This window comes from Klebsiella sp. 1SOBk10mer, from assembly GCF_046602535.1.
GTDB lineage: Bacteria > Pseudomonadota > Gammaproteobacteria > Enterobacterales > Enterobacteriaceae > Klebsiella > Klebsiella quasipneumoniae.
Genome location: NZ_JBKIUP010000018.1, coordinates 14,357 through 34,508, shown reverse-complemented (window position 1 = coordinate 34,508; position 20,152 = coordinate 14,357). Strand labels below are relative to the sequence as shown.

Annotated in this window: 21 protein-coding genes and 1 riboswitch; of the genes, 13 read left to right on the top strand and 8 right to left on the bottom strand. The window is 58.8% G+C overall.

Going from position 1 to position 20,152, the window contains the following annotated elements:
- The first annotated feature begins 578 nt into the window (after window positions 1–578).
- Both purH and purD read left to right on the top strand, forming a co-directional pair.
- Entirely contained in the window at window positions 579–2,168 is a 1,590-nt protein-coding gene (gene purH, locus ACLH1I_RS24780; protein ID WP_004206735.1) for a bifunctional phosphoribosylaminoimidazolecarboxamide formyltransferase/IMP cyclohydrolase, read from the top strand.
- A 15-nt stretch (window positions 2,169–2,183) separates the two neighbouring features.
- Window positions 2,184–3,479 (top strand): phosphoribosylamine--glycine ligase, encoded by a 1,296-nt coding sequence (purD, locus tag ACLH1I_RS24775; protein WP_004206736.1) that lies wholly within the window; start codon window positions 2,184–2,186, stop codon window positions 3,477–3,479.
- Here purD and zraR read toward each other — a convergent pair.
- Window positions 3,469–4,800 carry a sigma-54-dependent response regulator transcription factor ZraR gene (zraR, locus tag ACLH1I_RS24770; protein WP_053810880.1) on the bottom strand — a complete coding sequence of 444 codons (1,332 nt, stop codon included), beginning with the start codon at window positions 4,798–4,800 and terminating at the stop codon, window positions 3,469–3,471. The two genes, purD and zraR, sit on opposite strands and share 11 nt — an antisense overlap.
- Window positions 4,787–6,181, bottom strand: coding sequence for a two-component system sensor histidine kinase ZraS (gene zraS, locus ACLH1I_RS24765; protein WP_151628437.1), 1,395 nt, complete (start codon window positions 6,179–6,181; stop codon window positions 4,787–4,789). The genes zraR and zraS overlap by 14 nt, the downstream gene beginning before the upstream one ends.
- A gap of 259 nt (window positions 6,182–6,440) precedes the next feature.
- Between zraS and zraP the strand changes: the two genes are divergently transcribed.
- Window positions 6,441–6,878, top strand: coding sequence for a zinc resistance sensor/chaperone ZraP (gene zraP, locus ACLH1I_RS24760; RefSeq protein ID WP_017901120.1), 438 nt, complete (start codon window positions 6,441–6,443; stop codon window positions 6,876–6,878).
- Between the two features lie 3 nt (window positions 6,879–6,881).
- Here zraP and ACLH1I_RS24755 read toward each other — a convergent pair whose 3' ends face one another.
- The 6 genes from ACLH1I_RS24755 to nudC all read right to left on the bottom strand — a co-directional run bounded on the left by ACLH1I_RS24755 (window position 6,882) and on the right by nudC (window position 11,244).
- A complete protein-coding gene (locus ACLH1I_RS24755) occupies window positions 6,882–7,577 on the bottom strand; it encodes a DUF1481 domain-containing protein (RefSeq protein ID WP_023319466.1) in 696 nt (231 codons plus the stop codon).
- Window positions 7,578–7,589: 12 nt separating this feature from the next.
- Window positions 7,590–7,862 (bottom strand): nucleoid-associated protein HU-alpha, encoded by a 273-nt coding sequence (hupA, locus tag ACLH1I_RS24750; protein ID WP_002884342.1) that lies wholly within the window; start codon window positions 7,860–7,862, stop codon window positions 7,590–7,592.
- A gap of 186 nt (window positions 7,863–8,048) precedes the next feature.
- Window positions 8,049–8,639, bottom strand: coding sequence for a YjaG family protein (locus ACLH1I_RS24745; protein ID WP_004206742.1), 591 nt, complete (start codon window positions 8,637–8,639; stop codon window positions 8,049–8,051).
- Window positions 8,640–8,681: 42 nt separating this feature from the next.
- On the bottom strand, window positions 8,682–9,353 hold the full coding sequence (nfi, locus tag ACLH1I_RS24740; RefSeq protein ID WP_043523021.1) for a deoxyribonuclease V: 672 nt from the start codon (window positions 9,351–9,353) through the stop codon (window positions 8,682–8,684).
- A gap of 12 nt (window positions 9,354–9,365) precedes the next feature.
- Window positions 9,366–10,430 carry a uroporphyrinogen decarboxylase gene (gene hemE, locus ACLH1I_RS24735; protein WP_004206744.1) on the bottom strand — a complete coding sequence of 355 codons (1,065 nt, stop codon included), beginning with the start codon at window positions 10,428–10,430 and terminating at the stop codon, window positions 9,366–9,368.
- 40 nt (window positions 10,431–10,470) lie between these two features.
- The gene (nudC, locus tag ACLH1I_RS24730; RefSeq protein WP_004206745.1) at window positions 10,471–11,244 is read right to left on the bottom strand and encodes an NAD(+) diphosphatase; all 774 of its coding nucleotides are present in this window, start codon (window positions 11,242–11,244) and stop codon (window positions 10,471–10,473) included.
- A gap of 93 nt (window positions 11,245–11,337) precedes the next feature.
- Between nudC and ACLH1I_RS24725 the strand changes: the two genes are divergently transcribed.
- The 10 genes from ACLH1I_RS24725 (at window position 11,338) to ACLH1I_RS24680 (ending at window position 20,109) form a co-directional block, all read left to right on the top strand.
- Window positions 11,338–11,835, top strand: a complete 498-nt coding sequence (locus ACLH1I_RS24725) for an Rsd/AlgQ family anti-sigma factor (RefSeq protein ID WP_004206746.1) — start codon at window positions 11,338–11,340, stop codon at window positions 11,833–11,835.
- A 53-nt stretch (window positions 11,836–11,888) separates the two neighbouring features.
- A riboswitch (TPP riboswitch) is annotated at window positions 11,889–12,012 on the top strand.
- An 84-nt stretch (window positions 12,013–12,096) separates the two neighbouring features.
- Entirely contained in the window at window positions 12,097–13,992 is a 1,896-nt protein-coding gene (thiC, locus tag ACLH1I_RS24720) for a phosphomethylpyrimidine synthase ThiC (RefSeq protein WP_023319462.1), read from the top strand.
- Window positions 13,992–14,627: a thiamine phosphate synthase gene (gene thiE / locus ACLH1I_RS24715; protein ID WP_017901116.1), complete on the top strand. Its 636-nt coding sequence runs from the start codon at window positions 13,992–13,994 to the stop codon at window positions 14,625–14,627. Before thiC ends, thiE begins: the two co-directional genes overlap by 1 nt.
- On the top strand, window positions 14,620–15,375 hold the full coding sequence (gene thiF / locus ACLH1I_RS24710; protein ID WP_004206749.1) for a thiazole biosynthesis adenylyltransferase ThiF: 756 nt from the start codon (window positions 14,620–14,622) through the stop codon (window positions 15,373–15,375). Before thiE ends, thiF begins: the two co-directional genes overlap by 8 nt.
- Window positions 15,359–15,559 (top strand): sulfur carrier protein ThiS, encoded by a 201-nt coding sequence (gene thiS, locus ACLH1I_RS24705; RefSeq protein WP_004206750.1) that lies wholly within the window; start codon window positions 15,359–15,361, stop codon window positions 15,557–15,559. Before thiF ends, thiS begins: the two co-directional genes overlap by 17 nt.
- A 1-nt stretch (window position 15,560) precedes the next feature.
- Window positions 15,561–16,331 carry a thiazole synthase gene (gene thiG / locus ACLH1I_RS24700; RefSeq protein WP_151628438.1) on the top strand — a complete coding sequence of 257 codons (771 nt, stop codon included), beginning with the start codon at window positions 15,561–15,563 and terminating at the stop codon, window positions 16,329–16,331.
- On the top strand, window positions 16,328–17,461 hold the full coding sequence (gene thiH / locus ACLH1I_RS24695) for a 2-iminoacetate synthase ThiH (RefSeq protein ID WP_004206752.1): 1,134 nt from the start codon (window positions 16,328–16,330) through the stop codon (window positions 17,459–17,461). The genes thiG and thiH overlap by 4 nt, the downstream gene beginning before the upstream one ends.
- Window positions 17,462–17,777: 316 nt before the next feature.
- A complete protein-coding gene (locus ACLH1I_RS24690) occupies window positions 17,778–19,310 on the top strand; it encodes a sensor domain-containing diguanylate cyclase (protein WP_004206753.1) in 1,533 nt (510 codons plus the stop codon).
- A 172-nt stretch (window positions 19,311–19,482) separates the two neighbouring features.
- Window positions 19,483–19,788 carry a PTS sugar transporter subunit IIB gene (locus ACLH1I_RS24685; RefSeq protein WP_002884150.1) on the top strand — a complete coding sequence of 102 codons (306 nt, stop codon included), beginning with the start codon at window positions 19,483–19,485 and terminating at the stop codon, window positions 19,786–19,788.
- A gap of 3 nt (window positions 19,789–19,791) precedes the next feature.
- Complete coding sequence (locus ACLH1I_RS24680; protein ID WP_004206755.1) at window positions 19,792–20,109, top strand: PTS lactose/cellobiose transporter subunit IIA; 318 nt, start codon at window positions 19,792–19,794, stop codon at window positions 20,107–20,109.
- The last annotated feature ends 43 nt before the right edge of the window (window positions 20,110–20,152 follow it).

Genomic DNA, 20,152 nt, shown 5'->3' with positions numbered 1-20,152 from the left:
CTTGAGACTTGGTATTCATTTATTGTCCGAAGACATTAAGAATCCATGTCACTTTGAGTGCCCACACAGATTGTCTGATAAATTGTTAAAGAGCAGTTGCGACGCGCTTTAACGCTCTGTCGCGAGGTGGCGTATATTACGCTTTCCTCTTTCAGAGTCAACCCGTTTTTCAGGATTTTTCTCTTCAACCGAACTGGCTGTTTGTGTGAAGTGATTCACATCCGCCGTGTCGATGGAGGCGCATTATAGGGAGTTCTCGAGCGCCCGCAATAGAAAAATGGCAGAAAAATGACTGACTGCTGCATTCCCCAGCAAAACCCCGCTTTATACCCATTTACACACAGAATTATCCACAGGAGAGCGTCAAACCAGGACCGAAAGCGCCGCGGATCGGCAGCTATATAGAAGAAGAACCATCGGCCTAAAGAGAAAGATAAAAATTCGCGAGCGTTGCGCAAACGTTTTCGTTACAATGCCGCGCTATGACACGGATGCCCGGTTGGGTGCGTTAGGTGAGTTTTTAGGCAAAAACTCACCTAACGCTCTCTGTAATGTTCAAATCCTGGGGATTTAATACCATGCAACAACGTCGTCCAGTCCGCCGCGCTCTGCTCAGTGTTTCTGACAAGGCCGGTATCGTCGAATTCGCGCAGGCGCTTTCCGCTCGTGGTGTCGAGCTGCTGTCCACTGGCGGCACTGCTCGCCTGCTGGCAGATAAAGGCCTGCCGGTAACCGAAGTCTCTGACTACACCGGTTTCCCGGAAATGATGGATGGACGCGTGAAAACCCTGCATCCGAAAGTACACGGCGGCATCCTCGGCCGTCGCGGTCAGGATGACGGCATCATGCAGCAGCACGGGATCGCGCCTATCGATATGGTGGTCGTTAACCTCTATCCGTTTGCCCAGACCGTCGCTCGCGAAGGATGCTCGCTGGAAGACGCGGTGGAAAACATCGATATCGGCGGCCCGACCATGGTCCGCTCCGCGGCGAAGAACCACAAAGACGTCGCCATCGTGGTGAAGAGCAGCGACTACACCGCCATCATTAATGAGATGGATGCCAACGAAGGCTCCCTGACGCTGGACACCCGCTTCGACCTCGCCATTAAAGCCTTCGAACACACCGCCGCGTACGACAGCATGATTGCCAACTACTTCGGCAGCATGGTTCCGGCCTATCACGGCGAAAGCAAAGAAGCCGCTGGCCGCTTCCCACGCACCCTGAATCTGAACTTCATTAAGAAGCAGGATATGCGCTACGGCGAAAACAGCCACCAGCAGGCTGCCTTCTATATAGAAGAGAATGTCAAAGAAGCTTCCGTGGCAACCGCTACCCAGCTGCAGGGCAAAGCGCTCTCCTATAACAACATTGCCGATACCGATGCGGCACTGGAGTGCGTGAAAGAGTTCAACGAACCGGCCTGCGTGATCGTTAAGCACGCTAACCCATGCGGCGTTGCCGTTAGCGACTCGATCCTCGACGCCTACGATCGCGCATACAAAACCGACCCGACCTCCGCGTTCGGCGGCATCATCGCCTTCAACCGCGAACTGGATGCCGACACCGCGCAGGCGATCATCTCTCGCCAGTTTGTCGAGGTGATCATCGCCCCGTCCGCCAGCGAAGAAGCGCTGAAAATCACTGCCGCGAAGCAGAACGTCCGTGTACTGACCTGCGGTCAGTGGGATGCGCGCGTTGCCGGTCTCGATTTCAAACGCGTTAACGGTGGTCTGCTGGTTCAGGACCGCGATCTCGGTATGGTCACCGCGGGTGAACTGCGCGTGGTCAGCAAACGTCAGCCGAGCGAGCAAGAGCTGCGCGATGCGCTGTTCTGCTGGAAAGTGGCGAAATTCGTCAAATCCAACGCCATCGTGTATGCCAAAGACAATATGACCATCGGCATAGGCGCCGGCCAGATGAGCCGCGTCTACTCGGCGAAAATTGCCGGGATTAAAGCCGGTGACGAAGGTCTGGAAGTGAAAGGCTCCGCCATGGCCTCTGACGCCTTCTTCCCATTCCGCGACGGGATTGACGCCGCGGCAGCGGTCGGCATCACCTGCGTTATTCAGCCGGGCGGCTCTATCCGCGACGACGAAGTGATTGCCGCCGCTGACGAACACGGCATCGCCATGATTTTCACCGACATGCGCCACTTCCGCCATTAATTCATGGAGCAGCAGATGAAAGTATTAGTAATCGGCAACGGCGGGCGCGAACACGCCCTGGCCTGGAAAGCGGCCCAATCGCCGCTGGTTGATACCGTCTACGTCGCGCCGGGCAACGCCGGTACCGCGCTGGAGCCGTCGCTGCAAAACGTCGCCATCGGCGTTACCGATATTCCGGCGCTGCTTCGCTTCGCCCAGGATGAAAATATCGACCTGACCATCGTTGGCCCGGAAGCGCCGTTGGTCATTGGCGTGGTTGACGCGTTTCGTGCCGCCGGGCTGGCCATCTTCGGGCCAACCGAAGGCGCTGCGCAGCTGGAAGGTTCGAAGGCCTTCACCAAAGATTTCCTTGCTCGTCATCATATCCCGACGGCGGAATATCAGAACTTCACCGACGTTGAGCCAGCGCTGGCTTATCTGCGCGAGAAAGGCGCGCCGATCGTCATCAAAGCCGACGGTCTGGCGGCGGGTAAAGGCGTTATCGTGGCGATGACCCTCGAGGAAGCCGAAGCGGCGGTCAAAGACATGCTGGCCGGTAACGCTTTCGGCGACGCCGGACACCGCATCGTCATTGAAGAGTTCCTCGATGGCGAAGAGGCCAGCTTTATTGTGATGGTCGACGGCGAGCACGTCCTGCCGATGGCCACCAGCCAAGATCACAAGCGCGTCGGCAACGGCGATACCGGCCCGAATACCGGTGGGATGGGCGCTTATTCTCCGGCGCCGGTCGTGACTGATGAAGTCCATCAGCGCACCATGGAGCGGATTATCTGGCCAACCGTGAAGGGCATGGCCGCGGAAGGCAACACCTATACCGGTTTCCTGTATGCCGGTCTGATGATCGACAAGCAGGGCAACCCGAAGGTCATTGAGTTCAACTGCCGCTTTGGCGATCCGGAAACCCAGCCGATCATGCTGCGCATGAAATCCGACCTGGTAGAGCTGTGCCTCGCCGCCTGCGCGGGCAAGCTGGATGAGAAAACCTCCGAGTGGGATGACCGCGCGTCGCTGGGCGTGGTGGTTGCCGCCGGCGGCTATCCGGGCAACTACAACACGGGCGATGAGATCCATGGTCTGCCGCAGCAGGAAGCGGCAGACGGTAAAGTCTTCCACGCCGGCACGAAACTGTCTGACGACCAGCGCGTGGTCACCAACGGCGGTCGCGTACTGTGCGTCACCGCCCTGGGCGATACCGTAGCGCAGGCGCAGCAGCGCGCCTATCAGCTGCTGACCGACATTCGCTGGGACGGTAGCTTTAGCCGTAGCGATATCGGCTGGCGCGCCATCGAACGTGAAAAGGCTAACGGCTAAGTTTCGCCAGCAGCGTTTTCCGCGTAATGCCTAACTGACGGGCGGCTTCGGTTTTGTTGCCGCCCGTTTTTTCCAGCGCCGCCAGAATCACCTCTTTCTCCACTTCCACTAACGGCTGAATTCCCCCCTCCTCGCTCCCGCCTGATGGCAGCGGCGTACCGGCGATCGCCAGCGGCAGTTCTCGCTCAGAGATATAGTTTCCGGTCAGTAGCACCACCGCCCGCTCCACCGCGTTTTCCAGCTCGCGAATATTGCCCGGCCAGGGGTAGTGGATCAGCAGGTCCATCGCCTGTGGCGTGAACCCCTTTACCGCCTTACGATTGCGTTCGGCATAGCGTTTGAGAAAGTGCTGCGCCAGCTGCGGAATATCTTCCCGGCGCCGGCGCAGCGGCGGCATCTCAATAGTCACGACGTTCAGGCGGTAATAGAGATCCTGGCGAAAACGCCCGGCGCTGACCTCTTCGGCGAGGTTGCGGTGGGTGGCGGCGATCAGCCGCACATCAACGGCAAGCGTCTGGTTGCTGCCGACACGCTGCACCTCCCGCTCCTGAATCGCCCGCAGTAGCCGGACCTGCATCAATGGCGAGATATCGCCAATTTCATCGAGGAACAGCGTGCCGCCATCCGCTTCGACAAAGCGCCCCTCACGTCGCCGCTCCGCGCCGGTAAACGCCCCTTTTTCATGGCCGAAGAGTTCCGACTCCAGCAGCGACTCATTCAGCGCCGCACAGTTGAGCGTCACCAGCGGCTTATCACCGCGCCCGCTGCAGGCGTGGATGGCGCGCGCCACCAGTTCCTTACCGGTTCCCGACTCCCCATGGATCAGCACCGTCGCGTCCGAAGGGGCTACCAGCGTAATTTCGTTAAGAAGCGCCTGCATCGCCGGGCTGTCGCCAATCATGCCCCACCGTAGATCCGTCGCAACGCTGGGGTCGCCCTCGCTATGACGGGTGTGTGCCAGTGCCTGGACTAACGTCTGCTGTAACGTGTCAAAATCCAGCGGTTTAATCAGATAATCCAGCGCCCCGGACTTAATGGCCTCCACCGCCGTATCGACGCTGGAGAACGCCGTCATGATCAGCACCGGGATCGCCGGGTTATAGGCTTTTATCTCTTTTAACGTTGCGATACCGTCCAGCTCCGCCATGCGAATATCGCACAGTACCAGGTCGAAAACCTGATGATGGATCTGCTCCAGCGCCTGCCGGCCGTTGTGGGCTAATGCCACCTGATAGCCCCAGCCGCGCAGCAGCGCCTGCAAGATCGTGCAGTGGCTGATGTCATCATCGACAACCAGAATCTGTACCTTATCGCTGCTCATCTTCCCTCCGTTGAGCATCCAGCGGTAGCCAAAGCGTAAATATCGCTCCAGCCCCCGGCTGACTTTCGGCGCGGATCGTCCCGCCATGTTGTTCGATAATATTCTGCACCACCGCCAGCCCCAGCCCGGTGCCGTCCGCCTTGGTGGTAAAATAAGGAGTGAAGATGGCCTGTAGCTCTTCATCGCTCATCCCCTTACCGCTATCCTTAACGACTATTTTGATACGTCGCCGATCGGCTTCACTTGCCGATACGTGAATGACGCCGTCGCGGCCAATCGCCTGCATCGCGTTCAGGTACAGGTTCAACAGCACCTGGTTCAGGCGGTCGGCATCGGCGTTGATCGTGGAGAGCTCCGGGCGCGGAGTAAATTGCAGCGCGATCCCGCGACTCTGCGCATCCTGGCTAACCAACTGCAATGAGTGGTGGATAAGCGCGTTAATATCCACCGGCTGGTAATTTAAATGCGCGGGCCGGACCAGCTCCAGCAGCTCACTGACCACCCGATTGAGGCGGTCGGCCTCTTTGGCCATCACCTGCGCTAACTGATGCGACTCACCGCCCGGCGGCGTGCGCTCGGCAAAATATTTTGCCAGCCCTTTAATCGACGAGAGCGGATTGCGGATCTCGTGCGCCACGCCTGCCGCCAGATGGCCAAGCGCCAGCAGTTTCTCTTTGCGGGCCATCGCCTCCAGCAGTTGTTTCCGTGAGCGGCGATAGCGGCGGAACCAGAACTGGGCAAGGATCGTTGCCGCTGTCACCAACGCGGCGGCGCCCAGCATGATGGCCATATTCCGCTGCCCCCTGGCCTGCGCGGCATCCAGCTCGCGGCTATCAAAGGCGATAAAAATCACCTGCGGGACGCTGGCTTGAGCCAGGGCGCTGTTGCCGCGATTCATCATGCCCATATGGTGGCCGCGGGCCGGATTGAGCGGGCGAAACTGGCGATAGATCTCCATGGCCGGCTGCGGCTCGCTAAGCCGCCGCCAGCGAGCCTGTTCGCCAACCGCCAGCGCACGCATCTGCGCGGGGCTGTAGAGCGTTTGACCCACCTGCTGCGGATCGCTGTGGGCGATGATGGCGCCATTGTCATCAGTCACCGCGAACCACAGGACGCCCGGCTGCCAGGCCATCTCTTCCAGCAGGGCCTGCAGCTGCGTGTGGTGCATCCGCATTCCCATGCCAACGCGCGTGCCGGACTCCAGCGCGCGGATCAGTACGCTCCCCTTCTCCTCGATAGTTTGTCGGGCGGCGGTCGTCTCACGACCGTAGTCGCGGACGATCATCGCGGAGAACAGCACCACCAGCAGCACTACCGTACCGGTCAGCAGCCAGCTCAGCGCGCCAGCGGCAGCGTCCCGGGAAAAAGGTTTGATCTTCATCGGCGAGTCCTTGTCATCTCCTTTTCGCTATCAGCAGGATCTTTCAGCAGAAATCATGCCATGTTTCCGCGCGGCCAAACCTGCTCTCAAACATATCGCCTGCGCTTTAGCGAGTAAAAATGACTCGCCGGTCCCGGGCGGAACGGGTCATTTTTACTCGCTCTTCTCTTTAACGGCCTCGGCAGGCCTGCACGGACGGGCTTTTTCAGGCTGGCATGAAAGATGCAATACCGAGAGAAACCACACAGGAGAAAATGCCATGAAACGGAACCGTACCTTACCTCTCGCCCTCGTTACCTTAGCCGCGCTGACCTTCGGCAGCAACACGGCCTGGGCCAACCACCACTGGGGCAACAATAACGGGATCGGCAACCAGGGCTACAGTCAGCTGACCCAGGAGCAGCAGGCTACCGCGCAAAAGCTGCATAACGATTACTATGAGCAAACCAGCGCCCTGCGCCAGCAGTTGCAGTCCAAACGCTATGAGTACAATGCGTTGCTCACGGCGCAAAAGCCGGACAGCGGCAAGATTGAAGCCGTCGCTCAGGAGATGGAAGGCTTACGCCAGAAGCTGGATCAGCAGCGGGTGAAATTAGATCTCGCCCTGGCTGAGGCTGGCGTTCCCCGCGGCGCAGGAATGGGATATGGCGGCTGTCGCGGTAGCGGCGGCGGTCATATGGGCATGAATCACTGGTAAAGGTTAGAAGCTTTTTTCCGTCGGCTGCCAGGTGCAGAAGTTTTCATTGGCCACCAGCAGCAGTTGAGAGCCTTCCGGCGCCTCCAGCCAGGCAATGCTCACCGCGGCGGAAGCGTGGCTCTGCCGACGTTCAATGTGCGCCAGAGCCCGACTATCGAGGTCGGGCGTGACCGTCTGCCCTTCACAGGTCAGCACGGTATGCGCGGCGGCGTTCCAGCGTCCCTGACGCAGGACGACCCGTCCCTGGCGGAGGGCGTCGCTGGTCTGGCGGATCTGCTCGGCGCGATAACGGTACAGCGCGACCTGGTCGCTGGAGAGTTGCTGCTTCTGCCCGTCAACTTCCCGCTGCATAAAGCTAAGATCGCCCTGCGCGTCGAAGCGGGCACGAATATGTTCCGGCGGCTTGCCGTAGACATTGAGTTCAATCAGCGTCAGCTGATCGCCCTGCCAGCGATATTCGCTGGTCGAGGTGTCCCCGTGACGCCACGGGCTGAAGGCGGCGAGAAGATGGACTTCATCGCCAGAATCTTTACGCCAGATACGCATCGCCCCCTGGTTGTCCGCATAACCGCTGGCGGTAAATGGTGGTAGCGACGCGTTATGGCTGCAGGCAGTCAGCAACAGGATGCCCGCCAGCGCCAGAGGCCGGCGCCAGACAGACAAAAGGGGCTTAATAGCCCCTTCGATAAAACTGTTCACTGCCACGCGGTCTTACTTAACTGCGTCTTTCAGTGCTTTGCCAGAAACAAATGCCGGCACGTTAGCTGCAGCGATTTTGATCTCTTTACCGGTCTGCGGGTTGCGGCCAGTACGCTCAGCGCGGTGGTTCACTTTGAAGGTACCGAAACCAACCAGTTGAACAGCATCACCTTCTTTCAGAGACTCAGTAATTGCAGCCAGGGTAGATTCCAGGGCAGCTTTAGCCTGTGCTTTGGACAGGTCAGCTTTGTCCGCAATTACATCAATCAGTTGAGTCTTGTTCATAAGTTATCCTTACAATGTGTTTATCGCTTGCTAAGCATCGAGTGCGACGGAAATGCCAAAAAAGCACCCTCCTGCATACACGCACCGATAGCCACTTTTTTTCGCCCTCCAAATGTAGACCAGACGGGGGGCGGAATGGAAGCCTTCAGACGCTACAATTCAGGCGGTAAATCACGTTTTCTGGTCTCACTGCTGAAAATTTATACCAATATTGCTCTCACCAGCCTCACGCAGGTCCGCGCGCAGGCCTTTTATCAGCTCAAGGTCACGCTCTTCGCAGTCGGCCAGCAGGCGGAAAATTTCCCACTGAATGTCCCATTCCTGCTCTACCGCCGGGTTCGCTTTCAGCTCTTCGTCGGTCATTTCGCGACCTTCCTGGGTCATTTCCAGCATCGCCACGGTGGTGATGGAGGTTTTGCTCACCTCGATCGCGTGCTCGAGCGTTTCGCCGCTCAGACGTGAATGGATCAGTTCGCTCAACGCCACGCAGGCGTCTATGGCCGGATAAACACCGTACAGGTCGAAATCATCTGCCGCCGGGATCGCCTCTTCCAGTTTCTCCAGCTGACTATCGAAATTCACCTTCGCATCTTTGACCGTCAGCGTTTCCCAGATCAGATCCAGGATACGACGGTACAGCTGGCCGTCGCCAAACTCGGTTTGCTTGCAGAACATCGCGTAGTTGGGGTACATACGCTCGCACAGGCAGGCCATAAAAGTGACATGCTGCCAGCTTTCCAGCTTCTCCAGGCGCAGGTGAATCGGGTTTTGTAACATGATGAATTCTCGAAGTCAGAAATTAGGCGCAGTGTACCTGAATCAGCTGTGATTTGCTTGCCAACGCACAAACGACGGACGGCGGGAAGCCACCGCATCGGCCCAGCGCGTCGGTTCGGGCAGACGATAGCCTCGCATGCAGCGTTCGACCCACATTAAAGCGCTGTCCATGCCTACCCGGTGGCCGGTGCTAATAAACAGCGGGTTGCAGCGCACTTTGCTGCGCCAGACCCAGGCCAGTTGCTCATTTTTATCCATCAGCGGGGCCAGCGCACCGGGCTCATCACCCAGTTCGCCGATTTTGCCGCACAGCCGTTTTTTCGCCACCCCGATGGTCGGCACGTCGATCATCAGGCCAAAATGGCTGGCGACGCCCAATCTCCGGGGATGAGAAATGCCGTGGCCGTCAACAAACAACAGGTCCGGTTTTTGCGAAAGCTGCTCCCACGCCGCCAGCAGCGCAGGGGTTTCGCGAAACGAGAGAAAGCCGGGAATATAGGGCATGGAAGTGGCGACGCGCGCCACCTGATACTCCACCAGCTCCAGTTCAGGCCAGGTCAGCAGCACCATCGCAGCCCGGGTGATCTCCCCTTCCTGCTCAAACCCGACATCCGCGCCGCCGATCAACGTCGGTGGGTCACGATCCAGTCGATCCGCGCGCTCTACCGACGCGGCTAACTGTTGCTGCTGGATACGGAGTGCGGCTAAATCCATATGGCTGATCTCCTACTGGTGATAGGGTGCGGAAAGACGATGCACCGCTTCAACAAAGACGCCCGCATGCTCAGGGTCAACGTCCTGATGGATGCCGTGGCCGAGGTTAAAGACGTGGCCTTCCCCCTGACCAAAGCCGGCGAGGATGGTCGCGACTTCTTCTTCAATACGCGCGGGGGGCGCATAGAGCATGGACGGATCCATGTTGCCCTGCAGCGCGACTTTGTCGCCCACGCGACGACGGGCATCGGCAATATCGGTGGTCCAGTCGAGACCCAGCGCGTCACAGCCGGTCTCCGCCATCGCTTCCAGCCACTGACCGCCGCCTTTGGTGAACAGGGTCACCGGCACGCGGCGGCCTTCGTTTTCCCGCAGCAGGCCATCGACGATTTTATGCATATAGTAGAGGGAAAACTGCTGATAGTCGCGACCGGTCAGCACCCCGCCCCAGGTGTCAAAAATCATTACTGACTGCGCGCCGGCTTTGATCTGCGCGTTGAGGTACAGGGTGACGCTCTTCGCCAGTTTATCCAGCAGCGCGTGCAGCGCCTGCGGTTCGGCGTACATCATCTTTTTGATGACGGTGAAAGCCTTACTGCTGCCACCTTCCACCATGTAGGTCGCCAGCGTCCATGGGCTACCGGAAAAACCGATCAGCGGCACTTCGCCTTTCAGTTCACGGCGAATGGTGCGCACGGCATTCATCACGTAGCCCAGTTCCTGCTCGGGATCCGGGACTGGCAGCTTGTCGACGTCGGCTTTGCTTTTCACCGGCGAGGTGAAGCGCGGGCCTTCGCCTGCCTCAAAGTACAGCCCCAGCCCCATGGCGTCCGGGATGGTCAGGATGTCCGAAAAGAGGATCGCCGCGTCCAGCGGATAACGACGCAGCGGCTGGAGCGTCACTTCGCAGGCCAGCTCGGCATTTTTACACAGCGACATAAAGTCGCCCGCTTGCGCACGGGTGGCTTTGTACTCCGGTAAATAGCGGCCCGCCTGGCGCATCATCCACACCGGGGTGACATCAACCGGCTGACGCAGCAGCGCGCGCAGGTAACGATCGTTCTTCAGTTCGGTCATTTTTACATTCCTTTAGCGTTGATACGCCCAGTGTAACATGTCACTCGAACTCTGCCCGACACATCGCGACGGTATCTTCGATAAGCCGGCGCGCCACCGTACCTGGCGGCGGCAGAAGCGGCAGATCGTCATAGCGGTACCAGTCCGCGCTGAGTAACTCTTTTTTATCCACCACGATATCGCCCTCTGCGTAATCCGCCATAAAGGCAGTCATCAGCGACTGGGGGAACGGCCATGGTTGAGAAGTCACGTAACGCAGATTTTTCACCTTGATACCGCTCTCCTCCATCACCTCACGGGCGACCGCCTGCTCAAGGGTTTCGCCAACCTCGACGAACCCGGCCAGCACGGTGTGTACCCCATTACGATGTCGGGTATGTTGCGCCAGCAGGATCGCATCGTCGCGACGGATAGCGACGATAATGCACGGGGCGATTTGCGGGTAGTAACGTTCACGGCAGTGGCTGCACAGCATCGCCCATTCACTTTTACTGGCATGCATCGGGTGGCCGCAGTAGCCGCAAAATTTATGCGATCGGTAAAATTCGGCAAGCTGGATCCCTCGCCCCGCCAGCTGGAATAGACCCGGATCCTGATCCAGCACCTGGCGTAACGATCCCATGTCATGGCGGCGATCCTGGCGCACCATCCAGACGGGCTCCCCCTGCCATTCGCCAATATGCAGCGCATGCTGGCCGACAAGATCGAAATTAACCGCTTCGCCATGTGGTAATTCTCCACCAGGCAACCATAATTTTTGTTCGTGACTGACAACCCACCAGCCGCGATCTAATTTTTCAATAATACGATCCATATCTATTGCACTACCTTTGCTTCACTGGCATGTTGTTAACATTATATTTACATTTTGGTGAGCAGATTTAAATCAAAACTAGCGGAGTCAATCATGCTAAACCAGCTGGAAAATCTGACGGAGCGCGTTGGCGGTAGTAATGAACTGGTCGATCGCTGGCTACAAGTGCGTAAGCATCTGCTCGTGGCTTACTACAATCTGGTTGGCCTGAAACCGGGCAAAGAGTCGTTTATGCGGCTAAACGAAAAGGCACTGGATGACTTTTGCCAAAGTCTGGTGGATTACCTCTCGTCCGGTCATTTTAGTATTTATGAACGCATTATTGGCGAAATGGAAGGCGATACCCCACTTTTAGCCGCCACCCGGCTTTACCCGCAGCTGGAAGCCAATACCCAGCAGATGATGGACTACTACGATACCTGCCTCGAAAACGCCATTGATCATGATAACTACCTTGAATTTCAGCAGGCGCTGTCGGATATCGGCGAGTCGCTGGAAGCGCGTTTCGCCCTGGAAGATAAACTGATCGCCCTCGCCGTCGCCCATCACCTGAGCGATGAGGTGCGCGATAATATTGCCCCGACCGCTTGAGTTGTGCGCAATTAACGAGTAGTTTACCTCCATTCCCCCTCCCCGGAGGGGATGTCATCTTGTCGGAGTGCTTATTTTCCATGTGAAGGCTACATGGAAAAGGCTGAGACCGTTAATTCGGGATCCGCGGAACCTGATCAGGCTAATACCTGCGAAGGGAACAAGAGTAAACTGCTGTTCGCGTCAGTCCGTCAGGGCCGATCGCATCTGTTACTCCATCCGTCGTCTGACAAGCCATGTCCTTTATATCTGGAATGCGCTATGTCTACTACCAAACTGACCCGTCGTGAGCTACGCGAGCACGCGCAGCGATTTATCGATACGCTGGAAGGCGCTGCTTTTCCTAATTCGCGCCGTATCTACATTCAAGGTTCACAAGCGGATATCCGCGTCCCAATGCGTGAAATCCAGCTCAGCCCGACCCTCGTCGGCGGCGATAACGATAACCCCCATTACGAAGCCAACGAACCGATCCCGGTGTATGACACCTCCGGGCCTTATGGCGACCCGGATATTGGCATTGATGTCCGCCAGGGGCTGGCCAGGCTGCGCCAGCCGTGGATCGACGCACGTAATGACTGCGCCCCGCTCAGCGAACGCAGCTCGGCCTATACCAAAGCGCGGCTGGCCGATGACGGCCTCGATGAGCTGCGCTTCAATAGCCAGCTGACGCCAAAACGCGCCGTTGCCGGCAAATGTGTTACCCAACTGCACTACGCCCGCCAGGGGATCGTCACCCCGGAGATGGAGTTCATCGCCATACGCGAAAACATGGGCCGTGAACGTATTCGCAGCGAAGTTCTGCGCCAGCAGCATGCCGGAGAAGGCTTCGGCGCCCGCCTGCCGGAAAACATTACCCCCGAGTTCGTCCGCGATGAAGTGGCCGCCGGGCGCGCCATCATCCCGGCCAATATCAACCACCCGGAGTCTGAGCCGATGATTATCGGGCGCAACTTCCTGGTGAAAGTGAATGCTAATATCGGCAACTCAGCGGTGACCTCCTCCATCGAAGAAGAGGTCGAGAAACTGGTCTGGTCTACCCGCTGGGGCGCCGATACGGTGATGGATCTCTCTACCGGCCGCTATATCCACGAAACCCGCGAGTGGATCCTGCGTAACAGTCCGGTCCCCATCGGCACTGTGCCGATTTACCAGGCGCTGGAGAAGGTCAACGGCATCGCCGAGAACCTCACCTGGGAAGTCTTCCGCGATACCCTGCTGGAACAGGCCGAACAGGGAGTCGACTACTTCACCATTCACGCCGGCGTACTGCTGCGCTACGTCCCGATGACCGCTAAGCGTCTGACCGGCATCGTCTCGCGCGGCGGCTCGATCATGGCCAAATGGTGCCTGTCGCACCATCAGGAAAACTTCCTCTACCAGCACTTCCGCGAAATCTGCGAAATCTGCGCCGCCTATGACGTTTCGCTGTCGCTGGGCGATGGCCTGCGCCCCGGCTCCATTCAGGATGCCAACGACGAAGCACAGTTCTCCGAGCTGCGCACCCTCGGCGAGCTGACGAAAATCGCCTGGGAGTATGACGTGCAGGTGATGATCGAAGGTCCCGGCCACGTGCCGATGCAGATGATCCGCCGCAATATGACCGAAGAGCTGGAGCACTGCCACGAAGCGCCGTTCTACACCCTCGGGCCGCTCACCACCGACATTGCGCCGGGCTACGACCATTTCACTTCCGGCATCGGCGCGGCGATGATCGGCTGGTTCGGCTGCGCCATGCTGTGCTATGTCACGCCGAAAGAGCATCTCGGTTTGCCCAACAAAGAGGATGTGAAGCAGGGGTTGATTACCTACAAAATCGCCGCCCACGCCGCTGACCTGGCGAAAGGCCATCCAGGGGCGCAGATCCGCGATAACGCCATGTCGAAGGCGCGCTTCGAATTCCGCTGGGAAGACCAGTTTAACCTCGCGCTGGATCCGTTCACCGCTCGGGCCTATCACGATGAAACCCTGCCGCAGGAATCCGGCAAAGTTGCCCACTTCTGCTCCATGTGCGGTCCGAAATTCTGTTCAATGAAGATCACTCAGGAAGTCCGCGACTACGCCGCCAGGCAGGCCATCGACGCGGGCATGGCCGATATGTCGCATCACTTCCGCGCCCGCGGCGGCGAAATCTACCTGAAACAGGAGGAAGTCTGATGTATCAGCCTGATTTTCCACCCGTCCCGTTTCGTCTCGGGCTCTACCCGGTAGTGGACAGCGTGGCGTGGATTGAACGCCTGCTCGAAGCTGGAGTACGCACCCTTCAGTTACGCATCAAGGACCGACGCGACAGCGAGGTGGAGGATGACGTCATCGCCGCCATCGCCCTTGGCCGCCGCTATCACGCCCGGCTGTTCATTAACGATTACTGGCGACTGGCGATCAAGCACCAGGCCTACGGCGTACATCTCGGACAAGAAGATCTGGAAACCACCGATCTGAGCGCCATCCGCAAAGCCGGGCTACGTCTTGGCGTCTCCACCCATGACGATATGGAGATTGATATCGCCCTGGCGGCGCGTCCCTCTTACATCGCTCTGGGTCACGTCTTCCCGACGCAAACCAAACAGATGCCCTCCGCGCCGCAGGGACTCGAGCAGCTTGCCAGACATATCCAACGCCTGGCGGATTACCCCACCGTGGCGATCGGCGGAATTAGCCTTGAAAAGGCCCCGGCGGTGCTGGCGACCGGCGTCGGCAGCATCGCAGTGGTCAGCGCCATCACCCAGGCGGCGGACTGGCGGGCAGCGACCGACCAGCTGCTGGCGCTGGCAGGAGCGGGCGATGAATGATCACGACTTTATGCGCTATAGCCGCCAGCTGCTGCTGGAGGATATTGCCATCGAGGGTCAGCAGAAGCTGTTAGCCAGCCGGGTGCTGATTATCGGCCTTGGCGGGCTGGGCTCCCCGGCAGCGCTCTATCTGGCCGGGGCTGGCGTCGGGACGCTGACCCTGGCCGATGACGACGCCGTGCATCTCAGCAATCTGCAGCGGCAGATCCTGTTCACCAGCGCGGATATCGATCGGCCAAAAGCCGCGGCGGCAAAGACGCGGCTCAGCCAGCTAAATCCGCAGATCACACTGGTTGCGCTCCAGCAGCGCTTAAGCGGCGAGGCGCTGCGCGCCGAGGTGGCGAAAGCGGACGTGGTGCTGGACTGTACCGATAACATGGTCACCCGCCAGGCGATCAATGCCGCCTGCGTGGCCCTCGACATCCCGTTAGTGACCGCCAGCGCCGTCGGCTTCGGCGGTCAGCTGATGGTGCTCACCCCGCCCTGGACACAGGGCTGCTATCGCTGCCTGTGGCCGGATAGCGACGAACCGCAGCGCAACTGCCGCACCGCGGGGATCGTCGGCCCGGTGGTCGGCATGATGGGCACGCTGCAGGCGCTGGAGGCGATTAAGCTGCTCAGCGGCATGACGACGCCGCGCAACACACTGCGGCTGTTCGACGCCCGCACCAGCAGCTGGCGTAACCTGGCGCTACAGCGCTCCCGGGGCTGCCCGGTGTGCGGAGGGCGACATGCAGATCTGGTTTAACGACGAGCCGCTGGCGTGCGCCGACAATCTCAGCGTGAGCGCCCTGCTGACCCAGCTCGAACAGCTGCAGCCGGGCGTCGCGCTGGCGCTCAATCAACACATTCTGCCGCGCGATCGGTGGGAAGATCATCTCTTGCAGGAAGGCGATCGAGTCCTGCTTTTTCAGGTTATCGCTGGAGGCTGACATGTTACGTATTGCAGACAAAACATTTGAATCCCATCTTTTCACCGGTACCGGCAAATTCGCCGCCCCGGGGGTGATGGTTGAGGCGATTCGCGCCTCGGGCAGCCAGCTGGTCACCCTGGCGATGAAGCGCGTCGATTTACGTCAGCACAATGATGCCATCCTCGCCCCGCTGCTGGCGGCGGGGGTCAGCCTGCTGCCGAATACCTCGGGCGCCAAGACGGCGGAAGAGGCGGTGTTTGCCGCCCGCCTGGCACGGGAGGCTCTGGGCACCCACTGGCTGAAACTGGAGATCCACCCGGACGCCCGCTGGCTGCTGCCCGACCCGATTGAAACCCTGAAAGCGGCGGAGCTGCTGGTCCGCGAAGGGTTCGTGGTGCTGCCCTACTGCGGCGCCGACCCGGTGCTGTGTAAACGACTGGAAGAGGCTGGCTGCGCGGCGGTGATGCCCCTGGGCGCGCCGATCGGCTCAAATCAGGGGCTGGAAACCAAAGCCATGCTGGAGATTATTATCGAACAGGCGACGGTGCCGGTGGTCGTCGACGCCGGCATCGGCGTTCCGAGCCATGCGGCGCAGGCGCTGGAAATGGGAGCGGACGCGGTGCTGGTCAATACCGCTATTGCCGTCGCCGACGATCCCGTGGCCATGGCCCACGCCTTCCGTATGGCGGTCGAGGCCGGCTTGCTGGCCCGTCAGGCCGGACCGGGGGCGTGCAGCGCGCAGGCGCAGGCCACCAGCCCGCTCACCGGATTCCTGGAGGCGCTGGCATGAAAACCTTTAGCGATCGCTGGCGGCAGCTGGAGTGGGACGACATCCGCCTGCGCATCAACAGTAAAACCGCCGCCGATGTCGAACAGGCGCTGGCGGCCAAACAGCTGACCCGCGACGATATGATGGCCCTGCTTTCGCCAGCGGCGGCCGGGTATCTTGAACCTCTGGCCCAGCGCGCGCAGCGGCTTACCCGCCAGCGCTTCGGCAATACCGTCAGCTTCTACGTGCCGCTGTATCTCTCCAACCTGTGCGCCAACGACTGCACCTACTGCGGCTTCTCGATGAGCAATCGCATTAAGCGCAAGACGCTGGATGCCGCCGAGATTGCCCGCGAGTGCGCCGCGATCCGCGACCTGGGTTTTGAGCATCTGCTGCTGGTAACCGGTGAGCATCAGGGCAAGGTGGGAATGGATTATTTCCGCCAGCACCTGCCGGCAATCCGCAGCCAGTTTGCCTCGCTGCAGATGGAGGTACAGCCGCTGGCGACCGACGAGTATGCCGAGCTGAAAACCCTGGGGCTCGACGGGGTGATGGTCTATCAGGAGACCTATCACGAAGGTATGTACGCCCAGCACCATCTGAAAGGGAAAAAACAGGATTTCTTCTGGCGGCTGGATACGCCGGATCGCCTGGGCGAGGCGGGGATCGATAAGATCGGCCTTGGCGCGCTGATCGGCCTTTCCGACAGCTGGCGAGTGGACTGCTTTATGGTCGCTGAGCACCTGTTGTGGCTGCAGCAACGCTACTGGCGCAGCCGCTATTCGGTCTCCTTCCCGCGTCTGCGTCCCTGCGCCGGCGGCATTGAACCAGCCTCGCTAATGGATGAGCGTCAGCTGGTGCAGACCATCTGCGCCTTCCGCCTGCTGGCGCCGGAGGTTGAGCTGTCGCTATCCACCCGCGAATCCCCCTGGTTCCGCGACCGGGTGATCCCGCTGGCGATCAATAACGTCAGCGCCTTCTCCAAAACCCAGCCCGGGGGTTACGCCGACGATCATCCGGAGCTTGAGCAGTTCGCGCCGCACGATGGCCGTCGACCTGAAGAAGTCGCCAGCGCGCTGGCTGCCCGCGGCCTGCAGCCGGTATGGAAAGACTGGGACAGCTGGCTGGGACGCGCCTCGCAAACCTCATGATGAACAGTGTAAGTGCCTGATATTTTTGCGCGCCTGCACGAGAGATGAAAAACGGGAACTGGCCCGCCAGGCGCCCTTTTTCTATTCTGCCCGGGTCAGCAGCGGACGCTGACCAGGGCGAACCTTTTCTTCCTCATTTTCGCCCTGCCTCTCCGCGCTGAACGAGGGCCTGTGCATTATCGCCGAATATAAATCACGATACATGAAGGCCTCAGAGTTATAATTGAGCAATAGTTAACTGATTCGATCGGCAGGCGCCGCAGTCACAACCTGCGTTCGGACCCATGGTTTATACATCCGGGACGATTAACGATTCATGGCTCTACACAACAGAAAGCTCTCTTTCACGACGCCGATCGTCGTGGGGTTTGCCGGCATCTTGCTCAGTTTTATGCTGATCGCTATTTTTGTCACCCTGGCGCAGCGGAAAGATTTTCTTGAAGATTATCACGACATTAACCGCAACTTTACCCACAACCTGGCGATCAACTATACGGAAACCCTGCTGCGGGAAAATGATTTTATCCTTGGGCGCGCGGTCGCCTTCTTTGCCCGCAATGACGAACTGAATCGCGCAGTCAATGTGGAGCCGGAGAAAGGATTAACGACGCTGATGCAGTTACAGAACATGATGCCGAGCGTCTCATCCATCTCACTGGCGGATACCGAGGGCCACTATCTGCGCGCCCCGGAGGTGCTGGAAAATGAAGACAGCCGGGCTTTCGATCCCAGAACGCGGCCCTGGTTTATCAAACAGGCTGAAGCCAGCACCTTCAGCCACTACACCAGCCCATATATGGATTTTTTTACCCACCATCCGACGATTACCATTTTCAAACCCATCATCACCCCGGAAGGGAAACTCAAGGGCAGCCTGGCCTTTCATCTTGATCTCACCTCCATGGGGTTCGCGCTGCGTCAGATGGTGGCCCCCGTACAGGGCGAGTTTTTTGTGGTGCAGCGTGATGGCAAAGTGGTCCTGCACTCCGACCCTGGTGCGCTGTTTAAACCCTTCGTCAGTAATGAGCTGATGGATAAAATGACCAGCGGCGAGGGGCAGCTTTACGATCCCGGAAGCGACACCTGGTATTACTATTACTCCTTTACCAATCCCGACTGGTTTGTGATTTTCCGTGTTGATAACACCACCCTGGTCAATCTGACGCGCCATGAAACCAATTTAGTGATCGGCGGTTTTGCCCTCGCGGCGATCATCATCATCCTGTTCGGCCTTTATCTGCGTCATGCCTCCCGCACCGTGCTGATGAATATCATCAATGCGATTAAAACCGGCGACGTCAAACGCGCCCCCCGCCTCGAGGCGATGCTGAGTAAAGCCATTGAAACTAATAAGCAGCGCGAGCTGACCTACGTCCGCCAGGCGACCATCGACGCGCTCACCGGCTGCAAGAACCGCCGCGCCTTCGATAGTGATATTGCCGCGCTGATGAACGATCATCAGCCGTTCGCCCTCGCGCTGGTCGATATCGATAACTTCAAATCGATCAACGACACCTGGGGTCACCTCAACGGCGATATCGTTCTGCGAAACGTCGCCCGCGAAGGACTGCAGGTCCTCCAGCCGCTGGAGATATCCCTCTATCGCTATGGTGGCGAAGAGTTCGCGGTGGTCTTTCCTGCCGAACATATTGATAACGCCCGCACGCTGCTGGAAACATGGCGGGTAAACGTCGAACGGCGCACCTGGCGCGAAGATGGCCTGACGGTCACCTTCAGCGCCGGGCTGGGGGAATGGAACATGGAGCCGCTGGATAAGCTGGTGGTGAGCGTCGATGAAGCGCTGTACAAAGCCAAACAGCAGGGTAAAAACCGCATCCTGCGCGCCTAGGTCTTCAGCGCCGCAACCGCCCACTTCGGTGGGCTTTTTTATTTTTTTCGGCAAAAATGAAACCGGTTTCAATTTTTGTGTGATGACTTACACACAATCACGGTAAAGCGGTTGTCGCATCGCCAGGGCCGCGATAAAGATAGGACATCACGGAACACAAGGGCCACTGACTATGAAGAATATCGTTTTGTGCTGTGCCGCCGGTATGTCTACCAGCATGCTGGTTCAGCGTATGCAAGATGCCGCGCAGAAGAAAGGTGTTGAAGTCTCCATCAAGGCCGTACCGGTCGCCGAGTTTAAAGATAATCTGGCCGCTGCCGACATTATTCTGCTCGGCCCGCAGGTGAAATATGAGCAGGCGAAGCTGCAGGCGCTGGCCGACCCGTTCGGCAAAAAGGTCGCCGTGATCGATATGATGGACTACGGCATGATGAAAGGTGATGCCGTTCTGGATAAAGCCCTTAAGATGCTGGAGTAATCGATGGAAGATTTAGAAACGATCATCATGGAGCTGCTGGTTAACGCGGGTTCTGCGCGCAGCGCGGCGCTCACGGCGCTACAGCTGGCGCGGAAAGGCGATTTTGCCGCAGCGGAGCAGGCCATGGCCGAGTCCCATGAGTTCGTCAAACATGCGCATAAAATTCAGACCCAGCTTATCGGCCTGGATGAAGGCAGCGGTAAGTTACCGGTCAACCTGATCACCGTGCATTCTCAGGACCATCTGATGAACGCCATGGTCATTCAGGATCTGGCGACCGATATGATTGAACTATACCGTCGCCTGCCCCTCGCGCAATAATCTCTCGAATTAAACGGGCGTCGCTGCCGGCGCCCGTCCCCGC

Coding starts and splice junctions, on each gene's coding strand:
- ACLH1I_RS24725 (WP_004206746.1), top strand. CDS start 11,338: ATGCTAAACCAGCTGGAAAATCTGACGGAGCGCGTTGGCGGTAGTAAT.
- ACLH1I_RS24685 (WP_002884150.1), top strand. CDS start 19,483: ATGAAGAATATCGTTTTGTGCTGTGCCGCCGGTATGTCTACCAGCATG.
- zraS (WP_151628437.1), bottom strand. CDS start 6,181: ATGAAGATCAAACCTTTTTCCCGGGACGCTGCCGCTGGCGCGCTGAGC.
- thiG (WP_151628438.1), top strand. CDS start 15,561: ATGTTACGTATTGCAGACAAAACATTTGAATCCCATCTTTTCACCGGT.
- purH (WP_004206735.1), top strand. CDS start 579: ATGCAACAACGTCGTCCAGTCCGCCGCGCTCTGCTCAGTGTTTCTGAC.
- thiE (WP_017901116.1), top strand. CDS start 13,992: ATGTATCAGCCTGATTTTCCACCCGTCCCGTTTCGTCTCGGGCTCTAC.
- thiF (WP_004206749.1), top strand. CDS start 14,620: ATGAATGATCACGACTTTATGCGCTATAGCCGCCAGCTGCTGCTGGAG.
- thiS (WP_004206750.1), top strand. CDS start 15,359: ATGCAGATCTGGTTTAACGACGAGCCGCTGGCGTGCGCCGACAATCTC.
- purD (WP_004206736.1), top strand. CDS start 2,184: ATGAAAGTATTAGTAATCGGCAACGGCGGGCGCGAACACGCCCTGGCC.
- thiH (WP_004206752.1), top strand. CDS start 16,328: ATGAAAACCTTTAGCGATCGCTGGCGGCAGCTGGAGTGGGACGACATC.
- nfi (WP_043523021.1), bottom strand. CDS start 9,353: ATGGATTTAGCCGCACTCCGTATCCAGCAGCAACAGTTAGCCGCGTCG.
- ACLH1I_RS24745 (WP_004206742.1), bottom strand. CDS start 8,639: ATGTTACAAAACCCGATTCACCTGCGCCTGGAGAAGCTGGAAAGCTGG.
- zraR (WP_053810880.1), bottom strand. CDS start 4,800: ATGAGCAGCGATAAGGTACAGATTCTGGTTGTCGATGATGACATCAGC.
- nudC (WP_004206745.1), bottom strand. CDS start 11,244: ATGGATCGTATTATTGAAAAATTAGATCGCGGCTGGTGGGTTGTCAGT.
- zraP (WP_017901120.1), top strand. CDS start 6,441: ATGAAACGGAACCGTACCTTACCTCTCGCCCTCGTTACCTTAGCCGCG.
- thiC (WP_023319462.1), top strand. CDS start 12,097: ATGTCTACTACCAAACTGACCCGTCGTGAGCTACGCGAGCACGCGCAG.
- hupA (WP_002884342.1), bottom strand. CDS start 7,862: ATGAACAAGACTCAACTGATTGATGTAATTGCGGACAAAGCTGACCTG.
- ACLH1I_RS24680 (WP_004206755.1), top strand. CDS start 19,792: ATGGAAGATTTAGAAACGATCATCATGGAGCTGCTGGTTAACGCGGGT.
- ACLH1I_RS24690 (WP_004206753.1), top strand. CDS start 17,778: ATGGCTCTACACAACAGAAAGCTCTCTTTCACGACGCCGATCGTCGTG.
- hemE (WP_004206744.1), bottom strand. CDS start 10,430: ATGACCGAACTGAAGAACGATCGTTACCTGCGCGCGCTGCTGCGTCAG.